We start from the raw sequence: 15,540 nt of genomic DNA on the forward strand, positions 1-15,540 counted from the left end.
GTCAGCTCGCGCGCTTGCCGCTGAAGCCGAATAAGTATTGGGCCACGCGCCGCATCTGGACCTCTTCGGTCCCCTCCGTGATCCGGTAGCGACGATGGTGACGATAGATGTGCTCGAACGGCAGGGCACGGCTGTATCCCATGCCGCCATGGACTTGCATGGCACGGTCCGCCGCCTCGCAGCAGAGGCGATTTGCGCGGAAATTGCAGATCGAAACCATGTCGCTAATCTGCAGCGGATTCTGCCTGTCCATCTGCCAGGCCGTGCGGAAGATGAAGTTCCGCACCATCTGGTATTCCGCCCACAGCTCAACGAGCGGGAATTGAACCGCCTGCTTCTTGGCGAGGGGCTCGCCGAAGACCTCTCTCTTGTTGGCGTATTTGACCGTTTCCTGGATGCAGTAGCGCGCAGCGCCGGCGCTGGCGGCCGCCTGCCGAATCCTGTTCTCGTGCACAAAGCGCTGAGCGACGACCAGCCCTTCACCCTCCTTGTGAAGGATTGCGCTGTCGGGCACGCGTACGTCCTTCAGCTCCGTCTCCGCGTGATCGCTCGGCATATTGAACGTCCAATGGTTGTAAAGAACATTGTGGCCAGGCGCGTCGGTCGGGACGATGAACGCGGTGATGCCCTTGGCATCGCCTGGCTTTCCCGACGTTCGCGCGAAGATCAGATTGGCATGGGCCCTCGCAACCTGGCTGTTCCAGCGCTTGCGCCCGTTGATGACCCAGTGCGCACCGTCTTTCACAGCGTTGGTTTCCAGCCAGGTTGCGTCGCTGCCGTGTCCGGGCTCGGTCAGGCCGAAGGACAGATGCTTCTTGCCGGTGATGATCCCTTCGACATAGGTCTTCTGCTCCTCGCTGCCGTAATCGGCGAGCGCGGGGATGATCGGAAAGTTGCCTACGATCGAGGATTCATCCTGCAGATCGTTGTGCAGTCCGAGCCCGCGCGCCGCGAGGTGCTCGCGAATGGCGGCGATCGCCAGGTTGGAAGCGGCCTGCCCGCCGCAGGATTTGGGCAGCCCGTAGCGCAGATGCCCTGCCTTGTCCGCTCTGCGTTCCATCTCGCTGATCAACGCGCGCCACTCGGCGCGGGGCCGGCCATCGTCGTCCCAATCGGTCCGCGCATTCTCGCGGCGATGGTCGAAGAACTGCATGTTGTCGCGTTCAAGGGGCTTGATCTCGTCCTCGATGAAAGCATCAAGCTCCGCGAGCTTGTCTGTAATCTCCTGCGGCAATTCGAAATCCACGGCCTGCTTCCTTCCTTTTTGTTATTTGTTCGGGAGTGCGATCCGCCCGTATGGATGCGTGCTGCTGACGCCCCCGTCGACCGACAGCAACTGGCCGTCGACATAGGATGAGTCGTCGCTCGCCAGGAACGCGGCCGCGGCCGCGATCTCCTCCGCGCGCCCGGGGCGCTTCAGCGGCGTGACGTGACCGAGCTTGGCCTCGATGCCGCGCGACCGCGCATCTTCGAAGACCTTGCTGGTCAGTTTGGTCTCCACGAGTCCCGGCAATACGGCATTCACGCGCACGCCCGTTCCGGCAAGGGCGTTGGCGGCGGTCTGCGCGAGATTGTTCACGGCCGCCTTGCTGGCGCTGTAGGAGATTGCGCCGGCATTTGCGCGCAGAGATGCCGCCGACGACGTCAGGATGATCGATCCATAGCCCTGCGTCACCATGTGCCTGCCCGCGTACTTGATCGCCAGGAAACAACTGATGGTGTTGATCCGGTAGACTTCGCTCCATTCCTCCGTTGTCTGCTCGAGCAGCGGCGTGTTTGTTCCGGTCACGCCGATATTGGCGAAGAAGACCTCAAGTCCGCCGAGATCGGAAACGCACCGCGACACGATGGCTTCGACGTTCGCCTCGACGGAGGCGTCCGTGATCATCGCCGCTGCCTTTCCGCCACCTGCATTGATGAACGCCGCGGTCTCTTCCGCATTGCCGGCCCGCCCGACGACCAGTACCGAGGCGCCCTCGTGCGCGAAACGAATGGCGCTGGCGCGCCCGATACCGCTGCCGCCACCGGTGACCACCGCACGTTTGCCCTCCAGCCGCTTCATCGTGGCGCTCCTATCTGCTGGGAACAGTCCATCCGCCGTCGGCCGTGACCGACGCTCCCTGGACGTAACTCGCCTCGTCGCTGGCAAGAAAAGCGGCCAGCGCCGCGATCTCCTCCGGCTCACCGAAGCGGCCCATCGGCATCTCGCCACGCCTCTTGGCGATCGTCGTGTCGTCGTATTGGGCGATCGAGGCAGGGGTTCCGATCATTCCCGGCGCGATCGCATTGACGCGGATGTTGTGCGCGCAGAGCTCGACGGCCGACGCTCGCGTCAGCCCGACCACCCCGGCTTTCACCGCGGCATAGGCGATGGCATCCTTGGTCGGGTGCTCGGCTGCGATCGAGCTCAGATTGACGATCGATCCTCCGCCCCGCTGCAACATTTGCGGGACAGCCGCCTGTGTGGTCCAGATCAGGCCAAGCAGGCCGACCCCGATCATCTTCTCGGCAGTCTCGGCATCGATCTGATCGAGCGGCTGAAACCTGGCGAACACAGCGTTGTTGATCAGCGACGCAATCGGCGATGCAAAGTCTCGCTGGATCGCCTCAAATGCGGCATGAACCTCGTCGCGCTTTCCGACATCGGCCGCGTAGGCCCGGGCTTGGAAGCCCTTGGACTGCAGCTCCTCGACCGCGGGTCCCAACCTGTGCGCGCTGACATCGACGCAGGCGAGGTGCGCTCCCTCGCTTCCAAGGCGCTCGGCAATGGCCAACCCGATGCCCCGTGCCGCCCCGGTCACGACGCAGACGCGGCCCGAGAAGCGCCCGCTCATGCACTCGCCTTCTGAGCGTCGTCTACGAACTCCTTCGCTTTTTCCTTCAGCAGGAATTTCTGAACTTTGCCGGCGGGCGTGCGCGGCAGATCGTCGATGAAAATGATGCGCTCGGGCCAGTACTGTTTTGCGACCTTGTTTCCGGCCATGTAGGCCTGAAGACCGGGAAGATCGAGAGTCTGCCCCGGCCGCAGGACGACGAACGCACAGGCCTTTTCACCCAGCCGCTCGTCCGGATATCCGACGATCGAGGCCGACAGCACCGATGGATGTTTGAACAGGAGGTTTTCGATTTCGAGGACCGGCACGTTCTCGCCGCCACGGATGATGATATCCTTGGAGCGCCCGTTGATGCGGATATAGCCTTCGTCGTCCATGAAAGCCAGATCACCGGTGTCGAACCAGCCTTCCGCATCGAAGGGATCGAGGTCCTCGCGCTTGTAATAGCCAAGGCACATCTGCGCACCGCGAACCTTGAGCGGCCCCGTCTCTCCGACAGGAGCGGAAGAGCCATCCGGCCGCACGATTTTCACTTCGACGCCATCCAAGGGACGACCATCGGTCTTGGAGGATTTCTCGAGTGCCCGCTCGGGTTCGGTCAACGTACTCGACAGTGATTCCGTCATCCCCCAGAGCGAACAGACCTTCAGATTGAGCTCGCGATAGACGCGATCAATCAAGGCAGGAGGAATGGGCGCGCCGGCACAAAGGAACTTTCGCAGCTTCTCCGGTTTTGGTGCCCCCGCCCCGACCGCCTCACACATGTCGGCCAGGAACGTGGCGGCACCCGCCGAATAGGTAACGCCGTTCTCCGACATGATCGACACACCGCGTGACGGTTCCCAGACATCCTGGAAGATCACTGACGCACCGATCTTCAGACCAAGCAACATCCCCGCAGCAAAACCGGTCATGTGCCCGAGAGGCGAGCACACGAGCATCGTATCGTCGCTGCCCAGACCAAATCGTCCCGCGAGGGCGATGTTGCATGCCAGGAGGGTATTCAAGCAGTGCATAACGCCTTTGGGAGATCCTGTCGTTCCCGACGTGAACATCAGGACCGCCATCTGATCGGGCGGAAGCGCGCCGATTTCACCTGGAGGAGGCGCTTCGAGGCGCTCATCCGTTGCGAGCAGCGCTTGACGGAAGCTGTTGGTCCCCATTCCGTCGACGACGATCACATGCTCGAGCTTCGGCTGCGCCGCCTTCAGGGCCTGCGCCATTTCCTCATGATCGAAGCCCCGGAACGACTTGGGGACGACCAGCAGCTTGGTCTCGGCAAATCCCAGCATGTAGTTGAGTTCATGCTCGCGAAAGATCGGCATCAGGGGGTTGACGACAGCGCCGACCCGAAACGCAGCCAGGGCGATGACGGCGGACTCCCACCAGTTTGGCAGTTGCACGGAGACCACGTCGCCCCGCCCAATCCCCAGCCGCTTCAGCGAAGCCGCCGCGCGCGCGATCCGGTCCGCCAACTCACGATAAGAGAGCCGGACCGGCTCATTGGGACGATCCGCCCGGTAAGCCAGCAGCGCAAGCTTGTCCGGCGTCGAGGACACGCTGGCCTGGAGAAACTCGTCGAAATTCTTGTCAATCCAGAAGCCCTGCGATCGCATCGACTGCGCATGCTTCGCTGCATCGAACCCCATGCTGTCCTCCCTGAGCCAAACCGAGGCCCCCGCGACTACGGGTTTATTTGATGTGCTAGTTTACTATTTTTTCTTCGGCGCGCAAGTGTGAATATTCCGCGCAACAGCGGTTATTATGACGGCGACGTCACTTTCGTGCTTTCATTTCTGGTACACTAGCATCCTAATGCGAAGAAGATCTCGAAAGCCGGACAGGGAAGACGCGAATGAAGGCAGCAGTTCTAGAGCGACGCGGAGCAGATGGCCTGAGCTGGCGCGAGTTTCCTGACCCCGCTCCGAAGCCGGGCGAGTCGATCCTGAAGGTTGTCGCATCGTCGCTCAATCGCGTGGATCTCTACATGCGCGACAACGGCACTGGCATTACGCATACGCTCCCGCAGGTCCTCGGCGTGGAGGCCGTAGGCGAAATCGTCGAGACCGAGCCCGGCAGCGGATTGCGCAAGGGCGCAAAGGCGATCCTCTACTCCGTCGCATTCTGCGGCAAGTGCCGCTATTGCGAGGCCGGCGACCAGCCGCTCTGCGTCAGCGCGCGATTGATGGGAGAGCATCGCCATGGCGGCTTCGCCCAATATGTTGCCATGCCCAATCGGTGCTTTTTTGAGCTGCCGGACGAAGCGGACCTGGCCTCGGCCGGGTCGCTGATGGTCGGGCATCTGACGGCGTGGCGAATGATCTTCGGCAAGCGCGCACTTCAGCCGGGCGAAAGCGTTCTCATTGTCGGCATCGGCGGAGGGGTCGCTGTCGCCTGCCTTCAACTCGCCCTTCTCGTGGGAGCTCGCGTCTACGTTACATCCTCGAGCGATGCGAAAATCGCACGTGCGATGTCCCTGGGCGCCTCGGGCGGGGTCAACTACACCAGGGACCCGGTTTCCAGCTCAATACTGGAACTAAGCGGCGGCGGCGTCGACATGGTGATCGACTCCGTCGGGCAGTCGAGCTGGGGCGAGTCTCTGAAGTCGCTTCGTCGGGGAGGCAGGATCGTCACCTGCGGAGCGACGAGCGGCTCAAATCCCTCCGCGGATCTGCAGCGCCTCTTCATTCGGCAGCTTGAGGTGTACGGCTCGACGGGCGGCAGCGTCGGCGAGTTTCGTCAGCTGCTCGACGTCTTCAACCGCGGGCTGATCAAGCCTGTCACCGATGAGACCTTCAAGATGGCTGACATCCGCTCCGCCTGTGCTCGCCTTGAGGCCGGGTCTCAGTTTGGAAAGATCTCGCTCCAGACTTGAAACCATTGGTGAAAGCCCGCGGCTGCACACCGCGGGCTTTCTGTCGTCGGTCACATCTTGCAGGCGGGATCGACCGCCGGGATGATATCGGAGCCGGCCTCGATCTTCTTGATCTCATAGGTGGGCTTGCTGTCAGAACCGGTGACGATCTGATTGATGGCCATCGGACGTATGGTTTGATGGTCCCCTGCCCGGATTTCGACATCACCCAGAACTGTCGTGGCCTTCAGGCCTTCGAGCGCGGATCGCAAGGCATTAACATCGGTTGACTTCGCCTTGTTGAGAGCAGCAGCCATCAGCTCGATCGCCGCGTATTGGTCGGCAGCGGTATAGGGAGGCAATTGGCCGTTGTACTTCTCCTTCCACGCCTTGACGAACGCTTCTGCCTTCGCGCCCGGAAAACCCGGCACGAAGCCGAGCGGCTGATAGACGCCCAGCACGGTTTCACCCATCGCAGGAAGCACCTGCGGAATCACGAACGAGTTGCCGAGCACCATCTTGTACTTCTTGAACAGGCCGAACTGTTGCTGCTGCTTCGCAAGGTTGATCGCATCGCTTCCGAAGATCGTGACGAAGAGCCCTTCCGCTGGATCGTTGCCCAACTCCGAGATCTTCGCGCCGAAGTCGGCCGTTCCGGACGGCGTGAACAGGACTTTTCCGACCGAACCGCCGAGGCCGGCGACTAGCGTCTTGAACTTGTCCGCGGCGTCGCGTCCGGCTGCGTAGTCAAGCGCAAGAATGTCCCATTTCTTGACGCCCTGCGTCTTCAGGAAGTCCTTGACCGCTCCCATGATGATGGAGTCGCTCACATTGACGCGGAACAGGTTCGTCGAGCAGCCCTTCCCCGTGAGGCCATCCGCCTGGGCGAACACCTCCAGCATCAATGCTCTCAGCGCCGGCAGCTTGGCAGCGAGCGCCGGCGAAACGGCCGAGGTGTCCATGCCGGTGATGAAGACGGCTCCGTTCTTCTGGATCGCTCTCGTCGCGCCGTCGACCGCTGTATCGGGCGTGCCGGGATAGGTGATGAAATCAGCCTCGAGCTTCTTTCCCATGACGCCGCCCGCCGCGTTGACATGCTCGATCGCGAGGTTGACGGCGTTGGTCTGGCTTTCCTTAAGGCCAGCCAGTGGACCGCTGTCGATCAAGAGGACGCCGACCTTCACGGACTCTTGCGCCGATGCCGCCCCGGCGACCAGACCCAAGGTGGCACCGAGCGTCGCCAATTGGATCGACCGCAGGACAGATTGACCGAAACTTCTCATATGTTTCCCTCCTCCTCTGATGATTGATTGCTCGCCTTACAAGGCCATGAGCGCCTGGTTTTCGGCGGCGCCGATCAGTTCGATCGGCCCCGCCCCGACAACCTCTCCCTTGGAGAGGATCACGAAGCGCTCGGCTGCCCGTTTCACGAGACTCAAATGCTGTTCGACCACTAGAACGCCCGTGCCGGCCCTGCGGATGTCGATCAAGGTATCGACCAAGCCGTCGACCAGCACCGGTGAAAGTCCCTCCGAGGGCTCGTCGAGCAGAAGCAAGTTCGGGTTGGCCATCAGTGCGCGGCCGATCGCCAGCATCTGCTGCTGACCGCCGCTGAGCATCGTTCCCATCTGGCCGGCCCGTTCCTCCAGAACCGGAAACAGCTTGAAAATGCTGCGCAGATCCCATGGCCCGGCCCGTCCGGTCGCCTTGCCGAGAAGCAGATTTTCCCTGACGGTCAGATTCGGCAGGAGCCGGCGTCCCTGGGGCGCGATCGAGATGCCCAGCTTGGCGGCCGCATACCCTGACATCCGCTCGATGCGGGTGTCGCCGACCCAGATCGCACCACCGGTGATGTTCGTTTCCCGAAACAGGGAGAGCAACAGAGTGGATTTTCCGGCGCCGTTGCGGCCCACAACCGCCACCGACTCCCCGGCTTCGATCGTCAGGTCGGCACCGTGCAGCACCGTCGATGCACCGTAGCCGGCGAACAACGCTTCGATCCGGAGCAGGCTCATGCCGCGCTCCCAAGATATGCAGCGATCACTCGGCTATCCTTGCGGATCTCGGCTGGCGTCCCGGTGGCCAAATGCCGTCCAAGGTCGAGCACCGTGACCATCCCACAGCAGGCGAACACGGCTTCGACATCATGCTCGACGACCACGGCGACAATCTTCTGTTCGCTGACGAGCTCGCGAAGATGCTCGAACAGCCGTAAGGTTTCGACCGCCGACAAGCCCGCGCCCGGCTCGTCCATGAGAAGGATGTTGGGTCGACCGAGAAGCGCCAAGGCGACGTCGACCCTGCGCTGCACGCCGTATGCGATCCGGCCGGCCTGCTGATCGAGATAGGACCCTAGATCCATGAGGCGGATGATGTCGTCCAGGCGGTCGTCACCGAGATGCGCGGCGACCAGCTCGAGCTGCTCTCGGACGGTCAGGTCGGGAAAGATGCTCGTGCGCTGGAACGAGCGCGACATGCCATTGCGTCGCCGCCAGGCCACCGACCGCTTTGTGATGTCCTCTCCCCGATAGCGAACCAAGCCGGCGGTGGGACGCCGCCGGCCGCAGGCCGCGTCGAGCAAGGTGGACTTGCCCGCTCCGTTCGGGCCGATGATCCCATGCAGGACGCCTTGGTCATGCACGTCGAGATCGACGTCTGCAAGCGCTCGAAGCGAGCCATAGTTGACCGATAGTCCCTCGATCTTCAGCATGTTCAGGACTTCCCTCGCGGACGATCGATACCCGGCACGACGCGTCGCACGGCCGCAACGAGGCCGCCGACGACTCCGCGCGGAAACACCACGATGAAGAGCACGATCGCTGCACCGGTCAGCAACTGCGTTGCGCCCCGCGCTCCGAACTCATCCTGCGCGAACGCAAAGATCAGGCCGCCGGCCAAGGGCCCGACGGATCCGGCGGTGCCGCCCATGAGCGCGGCGACCAGCGCATTCGTGCTCACCCCGAGACCAAGGCTTTCCGGCGACACGAAGCCGGCGTTCAGGACGTGAAGCAGGCCGGAAACCGCAGCGACGGCGTTGACCAGGATGTAGGCAACGACTCGCGGGACATAGGTGTTGAACCCGGAGAAGCGCATGCGCTCCTCGTTCTGACGGACCGCGCGCAGCGTCGCGCCGAGCCTCGACCGCGAGACGCTCCAGAGCGTCACTCCTATCAACCACACTGCGGTCCAGCCGATCGGCCAGAAATGCTGCGGATTGGCGAAGTCGGCCGCTTGCATGCCCAGAATCGACCCCTTGAAGCTGACGACGAGGCCGTCGGCGCCGCCGGTATAATCGTGCACGGCTTCCAACATCACGACATGCCTGATCATTTCGCCGGCAGCCAGCGTCAACATCATGAAGGCGAGCGGATTGGTGCGGACGATCAATGCGCCCAGCACAGCCGCATATGCGACCACCGCGAGAAAAGCGAAGACGATCGCAGCGCCCGGGCTCATGCCCCATTCGCTCATCGCGATCGCGAACAGATATCCGCTGCCGCCGTAAATGCTCGCCGCACCGAGCGCCACGAGACCGGCCTCGCTCATCAGGAAGGCGACACTCAATGCGAGCAAGCCCAAAAGCAGGCCTTCATTGGCCAGCTTGAGCGTGAAATCGCTCGCGAGATATCCCGGCAACACGCCTCCCAGGCCGATCAGGATCGCGCCTGCAACGATCGCAGCTGGCACACGAAAGGACGAACTCGCGTGCACCAACATCGTGACCTCACGCAGATTCTTCTGAACAGGGGTTCCACTGGTCAATTCAACACCCTTCCCCGACCGATCCCCCCGGGCGCGATCAGCAGCACGATCATGAGCAGCACATAGGGCACCAGCGCTGCCACATTCGGCAGAAATACCGAGCCCGCAACCTGGACGAAGCCGAACAGCAGAGCGGCAATGATCGCTCCCGCGATGCTCCCGGTGCCGCCAATCACCACGATGATGAGGCAATCGACGATCATGACGATGTCCATGCCCGGATCGATCGACAGATACGGACCGGCCAGCACGCCGGCGATTCCAGCGAAGGCCGCACTGAGGCTGGTGACCAGCAAGCTCAGCTGATCGGAATTGATCCCCATCATGCGAGCGACGCCAGGATCCTGGCTGACGGCCCGGACAAACAGACCCGACGACGTGAATCTCAGCCACACAGCCAGCGACACGCAGGACCCTAGCCCCATCAGGATCAGGAACACGCGGTACACGGGATAGGACAGGCCCAACACTGTGACTGATCCCGACAGGATCGCCGGCGCATCAATGCTGCGCGCCTCGCCGCCATAGATGAAGATAATGATCTGACCGAGAATGATACCGAGACCGAGCGTCACCAGCGCGACTTCGATGTGTGAACGGCTCTTGAGCGGCCGCAATACGAGAAATTCGAAAACGATCCCGACGAGGGCCAGCAGGATCGGAACGATCAGCAGCGCGAGCCAGAACCCCGTCACCTTGGCGACGGTGTAGCCAAGGTACGCACCCAACATATAGAGCGCGCCATGTCCGAAATTGATGACGTCACGCAACCCGTAGATCAATGCCAGACCGCTCGCGAGCATGATCAGGAGAGAGGCGAGCGCCAAGGAATTGGCGATAAGAAGCGCGATCAAAGTGAAGCCTCAGACCGCTGGGCGACACCGTCGCGCATGCTCAATGACCGCGCCGAAGGCGCGCCTTCTTCCTCTCGCAATTTGGCCTCCCTTTGCGCCTTGTCGAACCGGACCGGCACCGTCTTTATATTCCCCAGCTGAAGGGATAACTCCTAAACTGGTACACTTCTTTATTATATCTTGGCGTTCCTCGCAAACGATGTTTTGTCGCATTCTTTGCTGTTTTTGCGATGCATTGAGGATTTATCGCAGCACAACACAATCTGACGAATGCAAATCGATACGCATATAAACCAATAATCTCACCTAGCATCACCGGCCTTGCAGTGGACGATAGGATGAACCTCGAGAACGTCAGGACGCGCCATTTCCCGCCTATTTTCCAAACCTACGACTGGCGGTCCGCCGCGCTTTATGCGCTGAGCCTGGGAATGGGGATGGACTCGACGGACGAAGAGGAACTGCCTTACATCTACGAAGGCCGCGATCAACGACCCGTGCCGAGCATGTGCGTCACCCTCGGTTGGCCGCCCCTCTGGATCGCCGAACCGGCAATGGAGATCAACTGGCCCCGCGTACTCCACGGCGAGCAACGGTTCGAACTTCATCGCTCTCTTCCCCTTGGCGCAACGATAAGAGCCTCCCATCGGGTGAGAGCGGTCGCCGACAAGGGTGCCGGCCGTGGCGCGGTGCTATACTTCGATACGGAGATCGAGGACGCCGCGACCGGAACGCCCTTGGCGAGCCTGACGGCCGCCAATTTCTTGCGGGACGACGGTGGCTGCGGGAATTTCGGAGACGTACCGGCCGCCTTGTCCACACTTTCTTCTCGGGATCCCCCTGATCACGCGATCGACTATTCCACGTCGGGACAGGCCGCGCTGCTGTACCGGCTCGCCAGCCACGACTACATGCCGATTCATGCCGATCCCAAACTCGCGCGCCGCGCCGGCTTCGACCGTCCCATCGCCCACGGCCTCAATACGCTGGGCATCGCCTGCCGCGCGATCCTCAAGCTCGTCCTGCCGCACGCGCCTCACCGCCTGCGAACGATGGCCGTGCGTTTCGTCTCGCCGGCATTCCCGGGCGACACTATTCGGGTTGAGCTGTTCAGGAGACCCGAGGGCATACGCTTTCGCGCATGGGCGGTCGGGCGGCAAACCCTCGTGCTCGACCGCGGCCACTGCACAATTTCTGATGGGTAACGAGCCTTCGCCAGGATATGGCCAGGCTATCGACCAAGTCTGGCCCGGCTGGGTCTAGCTCGTGATGGCCGGTATCCTGTCGGTCCACCGGCGCCCGCGCGGCCGCGCCTCCACGGCGAGAGAATGGTTCTCCTGCGCCGAGCCGTGGCCAATGCGCCCGTCGAGCTCCCATCGCACCAGCAGATGGCATTGCCATACGCCCGCCAGGGCGCGCCAGTCAGCGGTACACCACGGAGCTGATGCTTGCGGCCGCGTTGGTCGGTCACGAGCGCGTCGATGACGATCGGCGTGACGCCAAGCCTCGAGGTCGTCATCTCGACATTCATGATCGCCATGACCTCTCCCTTGTCGAGCAAATACCCGTGGGCGAACCGCTGGTCCACACCGGTGAGCTTCTCGGGATCGAGGTGCATGTGGAAGCGGAAGCCAAGTTCCTCGCCGAACTGCGCCCACAGCGAATTCATCGGCGGAATTTCCAGTTCAGGACGCGGTCCCCAGCTGTGGTTCATCCGATCGACGATGTCGATCTTGTAGTCCTTGCCACGCAGCCTAAGCCGGCCGGTAAAGCGGCCGTGCATGTCGAAATGTTCCTTGTAGCCGCTGCCCATCGAGGTCCGCGCCAGGCGCTCCTCGTCGGTGGCTCCTGCAAGCGGGTTCTGCCGGGGATCGTGGATGTCGAACGGATCCATGATGCCCACGATCTTCATCTCCGGCTCGACGCCGTCCCGCCCGCTGTACTCGATGAAATAGTCCCGGGGCGGCTTGACCGCCTTGACGCTCAGTCCATTCGGTCCGTGAAGGTGCGAGAACCGCGCAGGCGCAGGAAGATGGAAGCGCGTGTCGACATAGAGCGCCTCAAATTCCGTTTCGCTCACCGAGCCGATGAAGCGGACGTCGTTCTGCATGCAGCCAAGAACCGGCCGGACACAGACATAGACGTGACCGAAGATGCGCTCTTCCGAGATGGAGACCGGCGAATAGTAGGTTTCGGCCCAGGTCGTCATCCTTGTACGTGTGGTGCGTCGCGCCGCCAGCGCTGACCGTTCCGTTTTCCCTGGTCTGGCGGAGCGAACCCACAACCTGGTCGTCGACCGCTTCGTGACGATCGCGCGCGAGATGACCGGCTGCGAGGTCAACTAGCGATATGGAGGGCGCGCCGTCGAGACCGGCACGCGCCCCGTCTCGGCTATCGATCTACTTCGCGCTCGCCGACATTCCGGTGGCGTCCAGCAGTTTCCAGGACTTTCCCTCGAACTTCGCGAGCCGCAGGGATTCGTACGGGATGTAGTCGTCCGGCGTCGTGCTCAGCGTGATGCCGGGCAGCATCATCTTGAAGCGCTGACCTTTCATGATGGTTGCCTGCTTCAGAAGGTTCTCGCGCGTCAAGTCGTCGCCGCATTGCTTGAGCGCCTGCGCGATGCCCTGTGCGATCACGTAACCCGACAGGGCTATGAAATCGCCAGGGTTATCGTTTGGCGCCCACTTCTTCATGAACGCGACATATTCCATTACTTCGGGATCGTTTTCCCAGGCCGGATCCCCAGCTTGCTTGGTAAACTGCGTCGTGATGACGCCCTGCGCGTTCTCGAAACCCGCCGGCTCGATGACCGCTTTGATGGAATTTGACGGGCTCACCAGGAACTGCAGTGGCGCCCAGCCAATTTCCTTGATCTTCCGCAGCCCTTGGGCCGTAAATTTCGGCGTCGAGAAATGCAGGACGACATCCGCGCCGGCGTCCTTAAGGCGAACGATCAGGGAATCGATCGTCGGCTCCGTGATCTCGTACGAGACTTCCGCGACAGGCCTGTTCTTGTCGCCGAGCTCGGCCTTCAGACCCGTGAGGAAGTCCTTGCCGTAGTCGTCGTTCTGATAAAGCACTCCGATTTTTGCGTCGGGCTTGTGCTTCATAATGTACTCGCCGAAAGTTCGCCCCTCCATCTCGAAACCCGGATACATGGGCACGCTCCAGGGGAAGTTCTTCTTGTCGGCGAAACGGCGCCCGCCTGCGGAGATGAAGATGTGAGGCACCTTCGCGCCATTGAGGTACTTCTGGATGGCGACGTTGGGCGTCGTGCCCACGGTGCCGACATCGGCCAAAACTTCGTCACCTTCCACAAGCTTTCTCGTCTGCTCGATGGCCTTGGGCGGGCTGAAGGCGTTGTCTAGGGAAATCAGATTGATCTTTCGCCCATTGATGCCGCCAGCTTCGTTGATCATCGCGAAGTAACCCATCATGGTGCGTCCGTAGCTCGCGAAAGCCGAAGCCGGACCACTATACGCCACCGTTTGACCAAGCTTGATCTCGGTGTCGGTCACACCCGGCCCGTACTTCTTGTCTGCCGACCAAGCTGTCCCTGCCGCCGATAGCGCCACGATCGAGACCAGCGCCCTCATCGCTGCCTTCATGCCTCCCTCCCTTGCGGCTTGCCGACGCATCTGGCGCAGCAAGTAGCGTTACACATCCCTATCGCACAGCCCTTTTGGCGGGCTTTTAGGCGCACGAACGCTACCAGACAGAAATTTTACTTACAAGCAGGCTGACCTGTTTCTTTTGTCGCGCCGCATACGCTTCTTCATTCGGCTGCTTCGGCAAACCTAGCGTCGATGTCGTCGACGATCCGCTTGCATTCGGCGTGATAGCGAGCCACGCCGGCCTCCTTGACGTGCCCATAGCCCCGGACGAGGTCAGCAGCTTTCGCCAAAGCCACGAGACGCGTTAGATCGAGCGGTTCTTTGCTGCCGACGCGACGCAGTATCATGGCTGAATACTCGCTCGCCAACGCGCGTTCCATTCGTCGTTCCGCGGTGTAGCCAAATATATCGAACGGCGTGCCGCGCAGACTCTTCAGCCGGGCCAGTATGCCGAGTGCCCCAAACATCCAGGCGCCATACTCTCGCTTCCGCAATCGGCCTGTCACCTTGTCTCGGCGCGCCAGCAGCGGTGGCGCGAGCAGGACCTTAAGCTTCGGGTTGCCATCGAACTGCTCCTTCAAAGACTTGGCGAACTCGCCATCGGAATAGAGCCGAGCGACTTCATACTCGTCCTTGTACGCCATGAGCCTGAAGAGACCTCTCGCAAAGGCTTCCGCAAGTTCGGGTTGCGAACCCGAGGCGACTGCGCCCTCGGCCGCCCGCACTCTTGCGACGTCGGCGAGATAGCGTTTCGCGTAGGCCTCGTCCTGGTAATCCGTGAGGAATTTGGCACGGTAGGCAATCGTCTCGTCTAGCGTCAGCTTGTTAGGCGCAGCACCGACACTTTTGAAGCGGGCGGCGCTGGCGACGCGCGGAGGATCGTGCGCAGCGAGCCTCCCCCACGAAAACGCCATCTTATTCATTTCGATCGCTGCACCGTTGAGCTCGATCGCCCTCAATATTGCATCCAAGGACAAGGGAAGCAGTCCATGTTGGAAGGCAAAGCCGAGCATGAAGGCATTTGTCGCGATGCTGTCTCCCATTAGCGCTGTCGCAAGCCCTGTTGCATCTAGGATATTGAGATCACCCGGCGCCACGGCGCTGTGAAGCGCATCACGCATTGCTCCGGCCTCGAAGTCGATGTCTGGGTTCATGACGAAGCTGGCGGTCGGAAGTAGGTCGGCATTGACAACGGCACGGGTCAAGCCTCGCTCCGCGCGGGTCAACGCAGGAACGCTGGTCGCGACGACGAGATCGCAGCCTAGTATCAAATTTGCGGTCCCTGGCGCTATGCGGACGGTCGTAAGCATGTCGGCTGTTGTGAAGGTTTGCGGATGCCGGCCCCATGACGGTGGCGCGGCACACACCGGGGCCGGCGTACGCAAACCTCCAATGGAGGAAACCGCGGGATGTGGGGCGAGGTGGCGCGTCAGACGCTGTGGGGGTTTGGCGGCTGTGAGTGCGAGTACAACTTTTGCGATATGGCACGAACTTTGCGAATGGGTGAAAACGCCTTTCGCCGCTCCTGTAATTTCAGAGAGTTAGGCGTTGTAAAAAAGGCACATATTACAACTTGTGCGTTATGTGCCTGATGGCAGCCTTTGTACCGCATCGGTCGA

The 15,540-nt window shown here is 61.6% G+C and carries 14 protein-coding genes; 2 read left to right on the forward strand and 12 right to left on the reverse strand.

The genetic code is table 11. The features are described 5' to 3' along the window. Position 1: 1 nt before the first annotated feature. From ACSHT2_RS06485 to ACSHT2_RS06500, 4 genes are read right to left on the reverse strand one after another with little or no spacing between them, the layout of a single operon-like run. The gene (locus tag ACSHT2_RS06485) at positions 2–1,246 is read right to left on the reverse strand and encodes an acyl-CoA dehydrogenase family protein (RefSeq protein WP_440640854.1); all 1,245 of its coding nucleotides are present in this window, start codon (positions 1,244–1,246) and stop codon (positions 2–4) included. 21 nt (positions 1,247–1,267) lie between these two features. Beyond that, positions 1,268–2,062, reverse strand: coding sequence for an SDR family NAD(P)-dependent oxidoreductase (locus ACSHT2_RS06490; protein ID WP_440640855.1), 795 nt, complete (start codon positions 2,060–2,062; stop codon positions 1,268–1,270). A 10-nt stretch (positions 2,063–2,072) separates the two neighbouring features. Then, positions 2,073–2,834 (reverse strand): SDR family NAD(P)-dependent oxidoreductase, encoded by a 762-nt coding sequence (locus ACSHT2_RS06495; RefSeq protein WP_440640856.1) that lies wholly within the window; start codon positions 2,832–2,834, stop codon positions 2,073–2,075. Continuing rightward, positions 2,831–4,483, reverse strand: coding sequence for an AMP-binding protein (locus ACSHT2_RS06500; RefSeq protein WP_440640857.1), 1,653 nt, complete (start codon positions 4,481–4,483; stop codon positions 2,831–2,833). The genes ACSHT2_RS06495 and ACSHT2_RS06500 overlap by 4 nt, the downstream gene beginning before the upstream one ends. 206 nt (positions 4,484–4,689) lie before the next feature. Between ACSHT2_RS06500 and ACSHT2_RS06505 the strand changes: the two genes are divergently transcribed. Further along, complete coding sequence (locus ACSHT2_RS06505; RefSeq protein ID WP_440640858.1) at positions 4,690–5,709, forward strand: zinc-binding dehydrogenase; 1,020 nt, start codon at positions 4,690–4,692, stop codon at positions 5,707–5,709. Between the two features lie 50 nt (positions 5,710–5,759). On the opposite strand, the gene ACSHT2_RS06510 is transcribed toward ACSHT2_RS06505, so the two are convergent. The 5 genes from ACSHT2_RS06510 to ACSHT2_RS06530 are packed head-to-tail and all read right to left on the reverse strand — an operon-like array spanning position 5,760 to position 10,304. Beyond that, positions 5,760–6,971 carry an ABC transporter substrate-binding protein gene (locus ACSHT2_RS06510; protein ID WP_440640859.1) on the reverse strand — a complete coding sequence of 404 codons (1,212 nt, stop codon included), beginning with the start codon at positions 6,969–6,971 and terminating at the stop codon, positions 5,760–5,762. Positions 6,972–7,007: 36 nt separating this feature from the next. After that, complete coding sequence (locus ACSHT2_RS06515; protein ID WP_440640860.1) at positions 7,008–7,703, reverse strand: ABC transporter ATP-binding protein; 696 nt, start codon at positions 7,701–7,703, stop codon at positions 7,008–7,010. Then, complete coding sequence (locus ACSHT2_RS06520; protein ID WP_197968787.1) at positions 7,700–8,398, reverse strand: ABC transporter ATP-binding protein; 699 nt, start codon at positions 8,396–8,398, stop codon at positions 7,700–7,702. Before ACSHT2_RS06520 ends, ACSHT2_RS06515 begins: the two co-directional genes overlap by 4 nt. A 2-nt stretch (positions 8,399–8,400) precedes the next feature. After that, positions 8,401–9,405, reverse strand: coding sequence for a branched-chain amino acid ABC transporter permease (locus ACSHT2_RS06525; protein WP_440640861.1), 1,005 nt, complete (start codon positions 9,403–9,405; stop codon positions 8,401–8,403). 41 nt (positions 9,406–9,446) lie between these two features. Then, positions 9,447–10,304, reverse strand: a complete 858-nt coding sequence (locus ACSHT2_RS06530) for a branched-chain amino acid ABC transporter permease (protein WP_440640862.1) — start codon at positions 10,302–10,304, stop codon at positions 9,447–9,449. 338 nt (positions 10,305–10,642) lie between these two features. Between ACSHT2_RS06530 and ACSHT2_RS06535 the strand changes: the two genes are divergently transcribed. Then, positions 10,643–11,509: a MaoC/PaaZ C-terminal domain-containing protein gene (locus tag ACSHT2_RS06535; protein WP_440640863.1), complete on the forward strand. Its 867-nt coding sequence runs from the start codon at positions 10,643–10,645 to the stop codon at positions 11,507–11,509. Positions 11,510–11,535: 26 nt separating this feature from the next. Here ACSHT2_RS06535 and ACSHT2_RS06540 read toward each other — a convergent pair whose 3' ends face one another. The 3 genes from ACSHT2_RS06540 to ACSHT2_RS06550 all read right to left on the reverse strand — a co-directional run bounded on the left by ACSHT2_RS06540 (position 11,536) and on the right by ACSHT2_RS06550 (position 15,231). Then, positions 11,536–12,414: a DUF7064 domain-containing protein gene (locus ACSHT2_RS06540; RefSeq protein WP_440640864.1), complete on the reverse strand. Its 879-nt coding sequence runs from the start codon at positions 12,412–12,414 to the stop codon at positions 11,536–11,538. A 289-nt stretch (positions 12,415–12,703) separates the two neighbouring features. Then, the gene (locus ACSHT2_RS06545) at positions 12,704–13,915 is read right to left on the reverse strand and encodes an ABC transporter substrate-binding protein (RefSeq protein WP_440640865.1); all 1,212 of its coding nucleotides are present in this window, start codon (positions 13,913–13,915) and stop codon (positions 12,704–12,706) included. Between the two features lie 167 nt (positions 13,916–14,082). Then, on the reverse strand, positions 14,083–15,231 hold the full coding sequence (locus tag ACSHT2_RS06550; protein ID WP_440640866.1) for a DUF6537 domain-containing protein: 1,149 nt from the start codon (positions 15,229–15,231) through the stop codon (positions 14,083–14,085). Between the last annotated feature and the right edge of the window lie 309 nt (positions 15,232–15,540).

It is taken from the genome of Bradyrhizobium sp. PUT101, assembly GCF_052043945.1.
Taxonomy (GTDB): Bacteria; Pseudomonadota; Alphaproteobacteria; order Rhizobiales; family Xanthobacteraceae; genus Bradyrhizobium.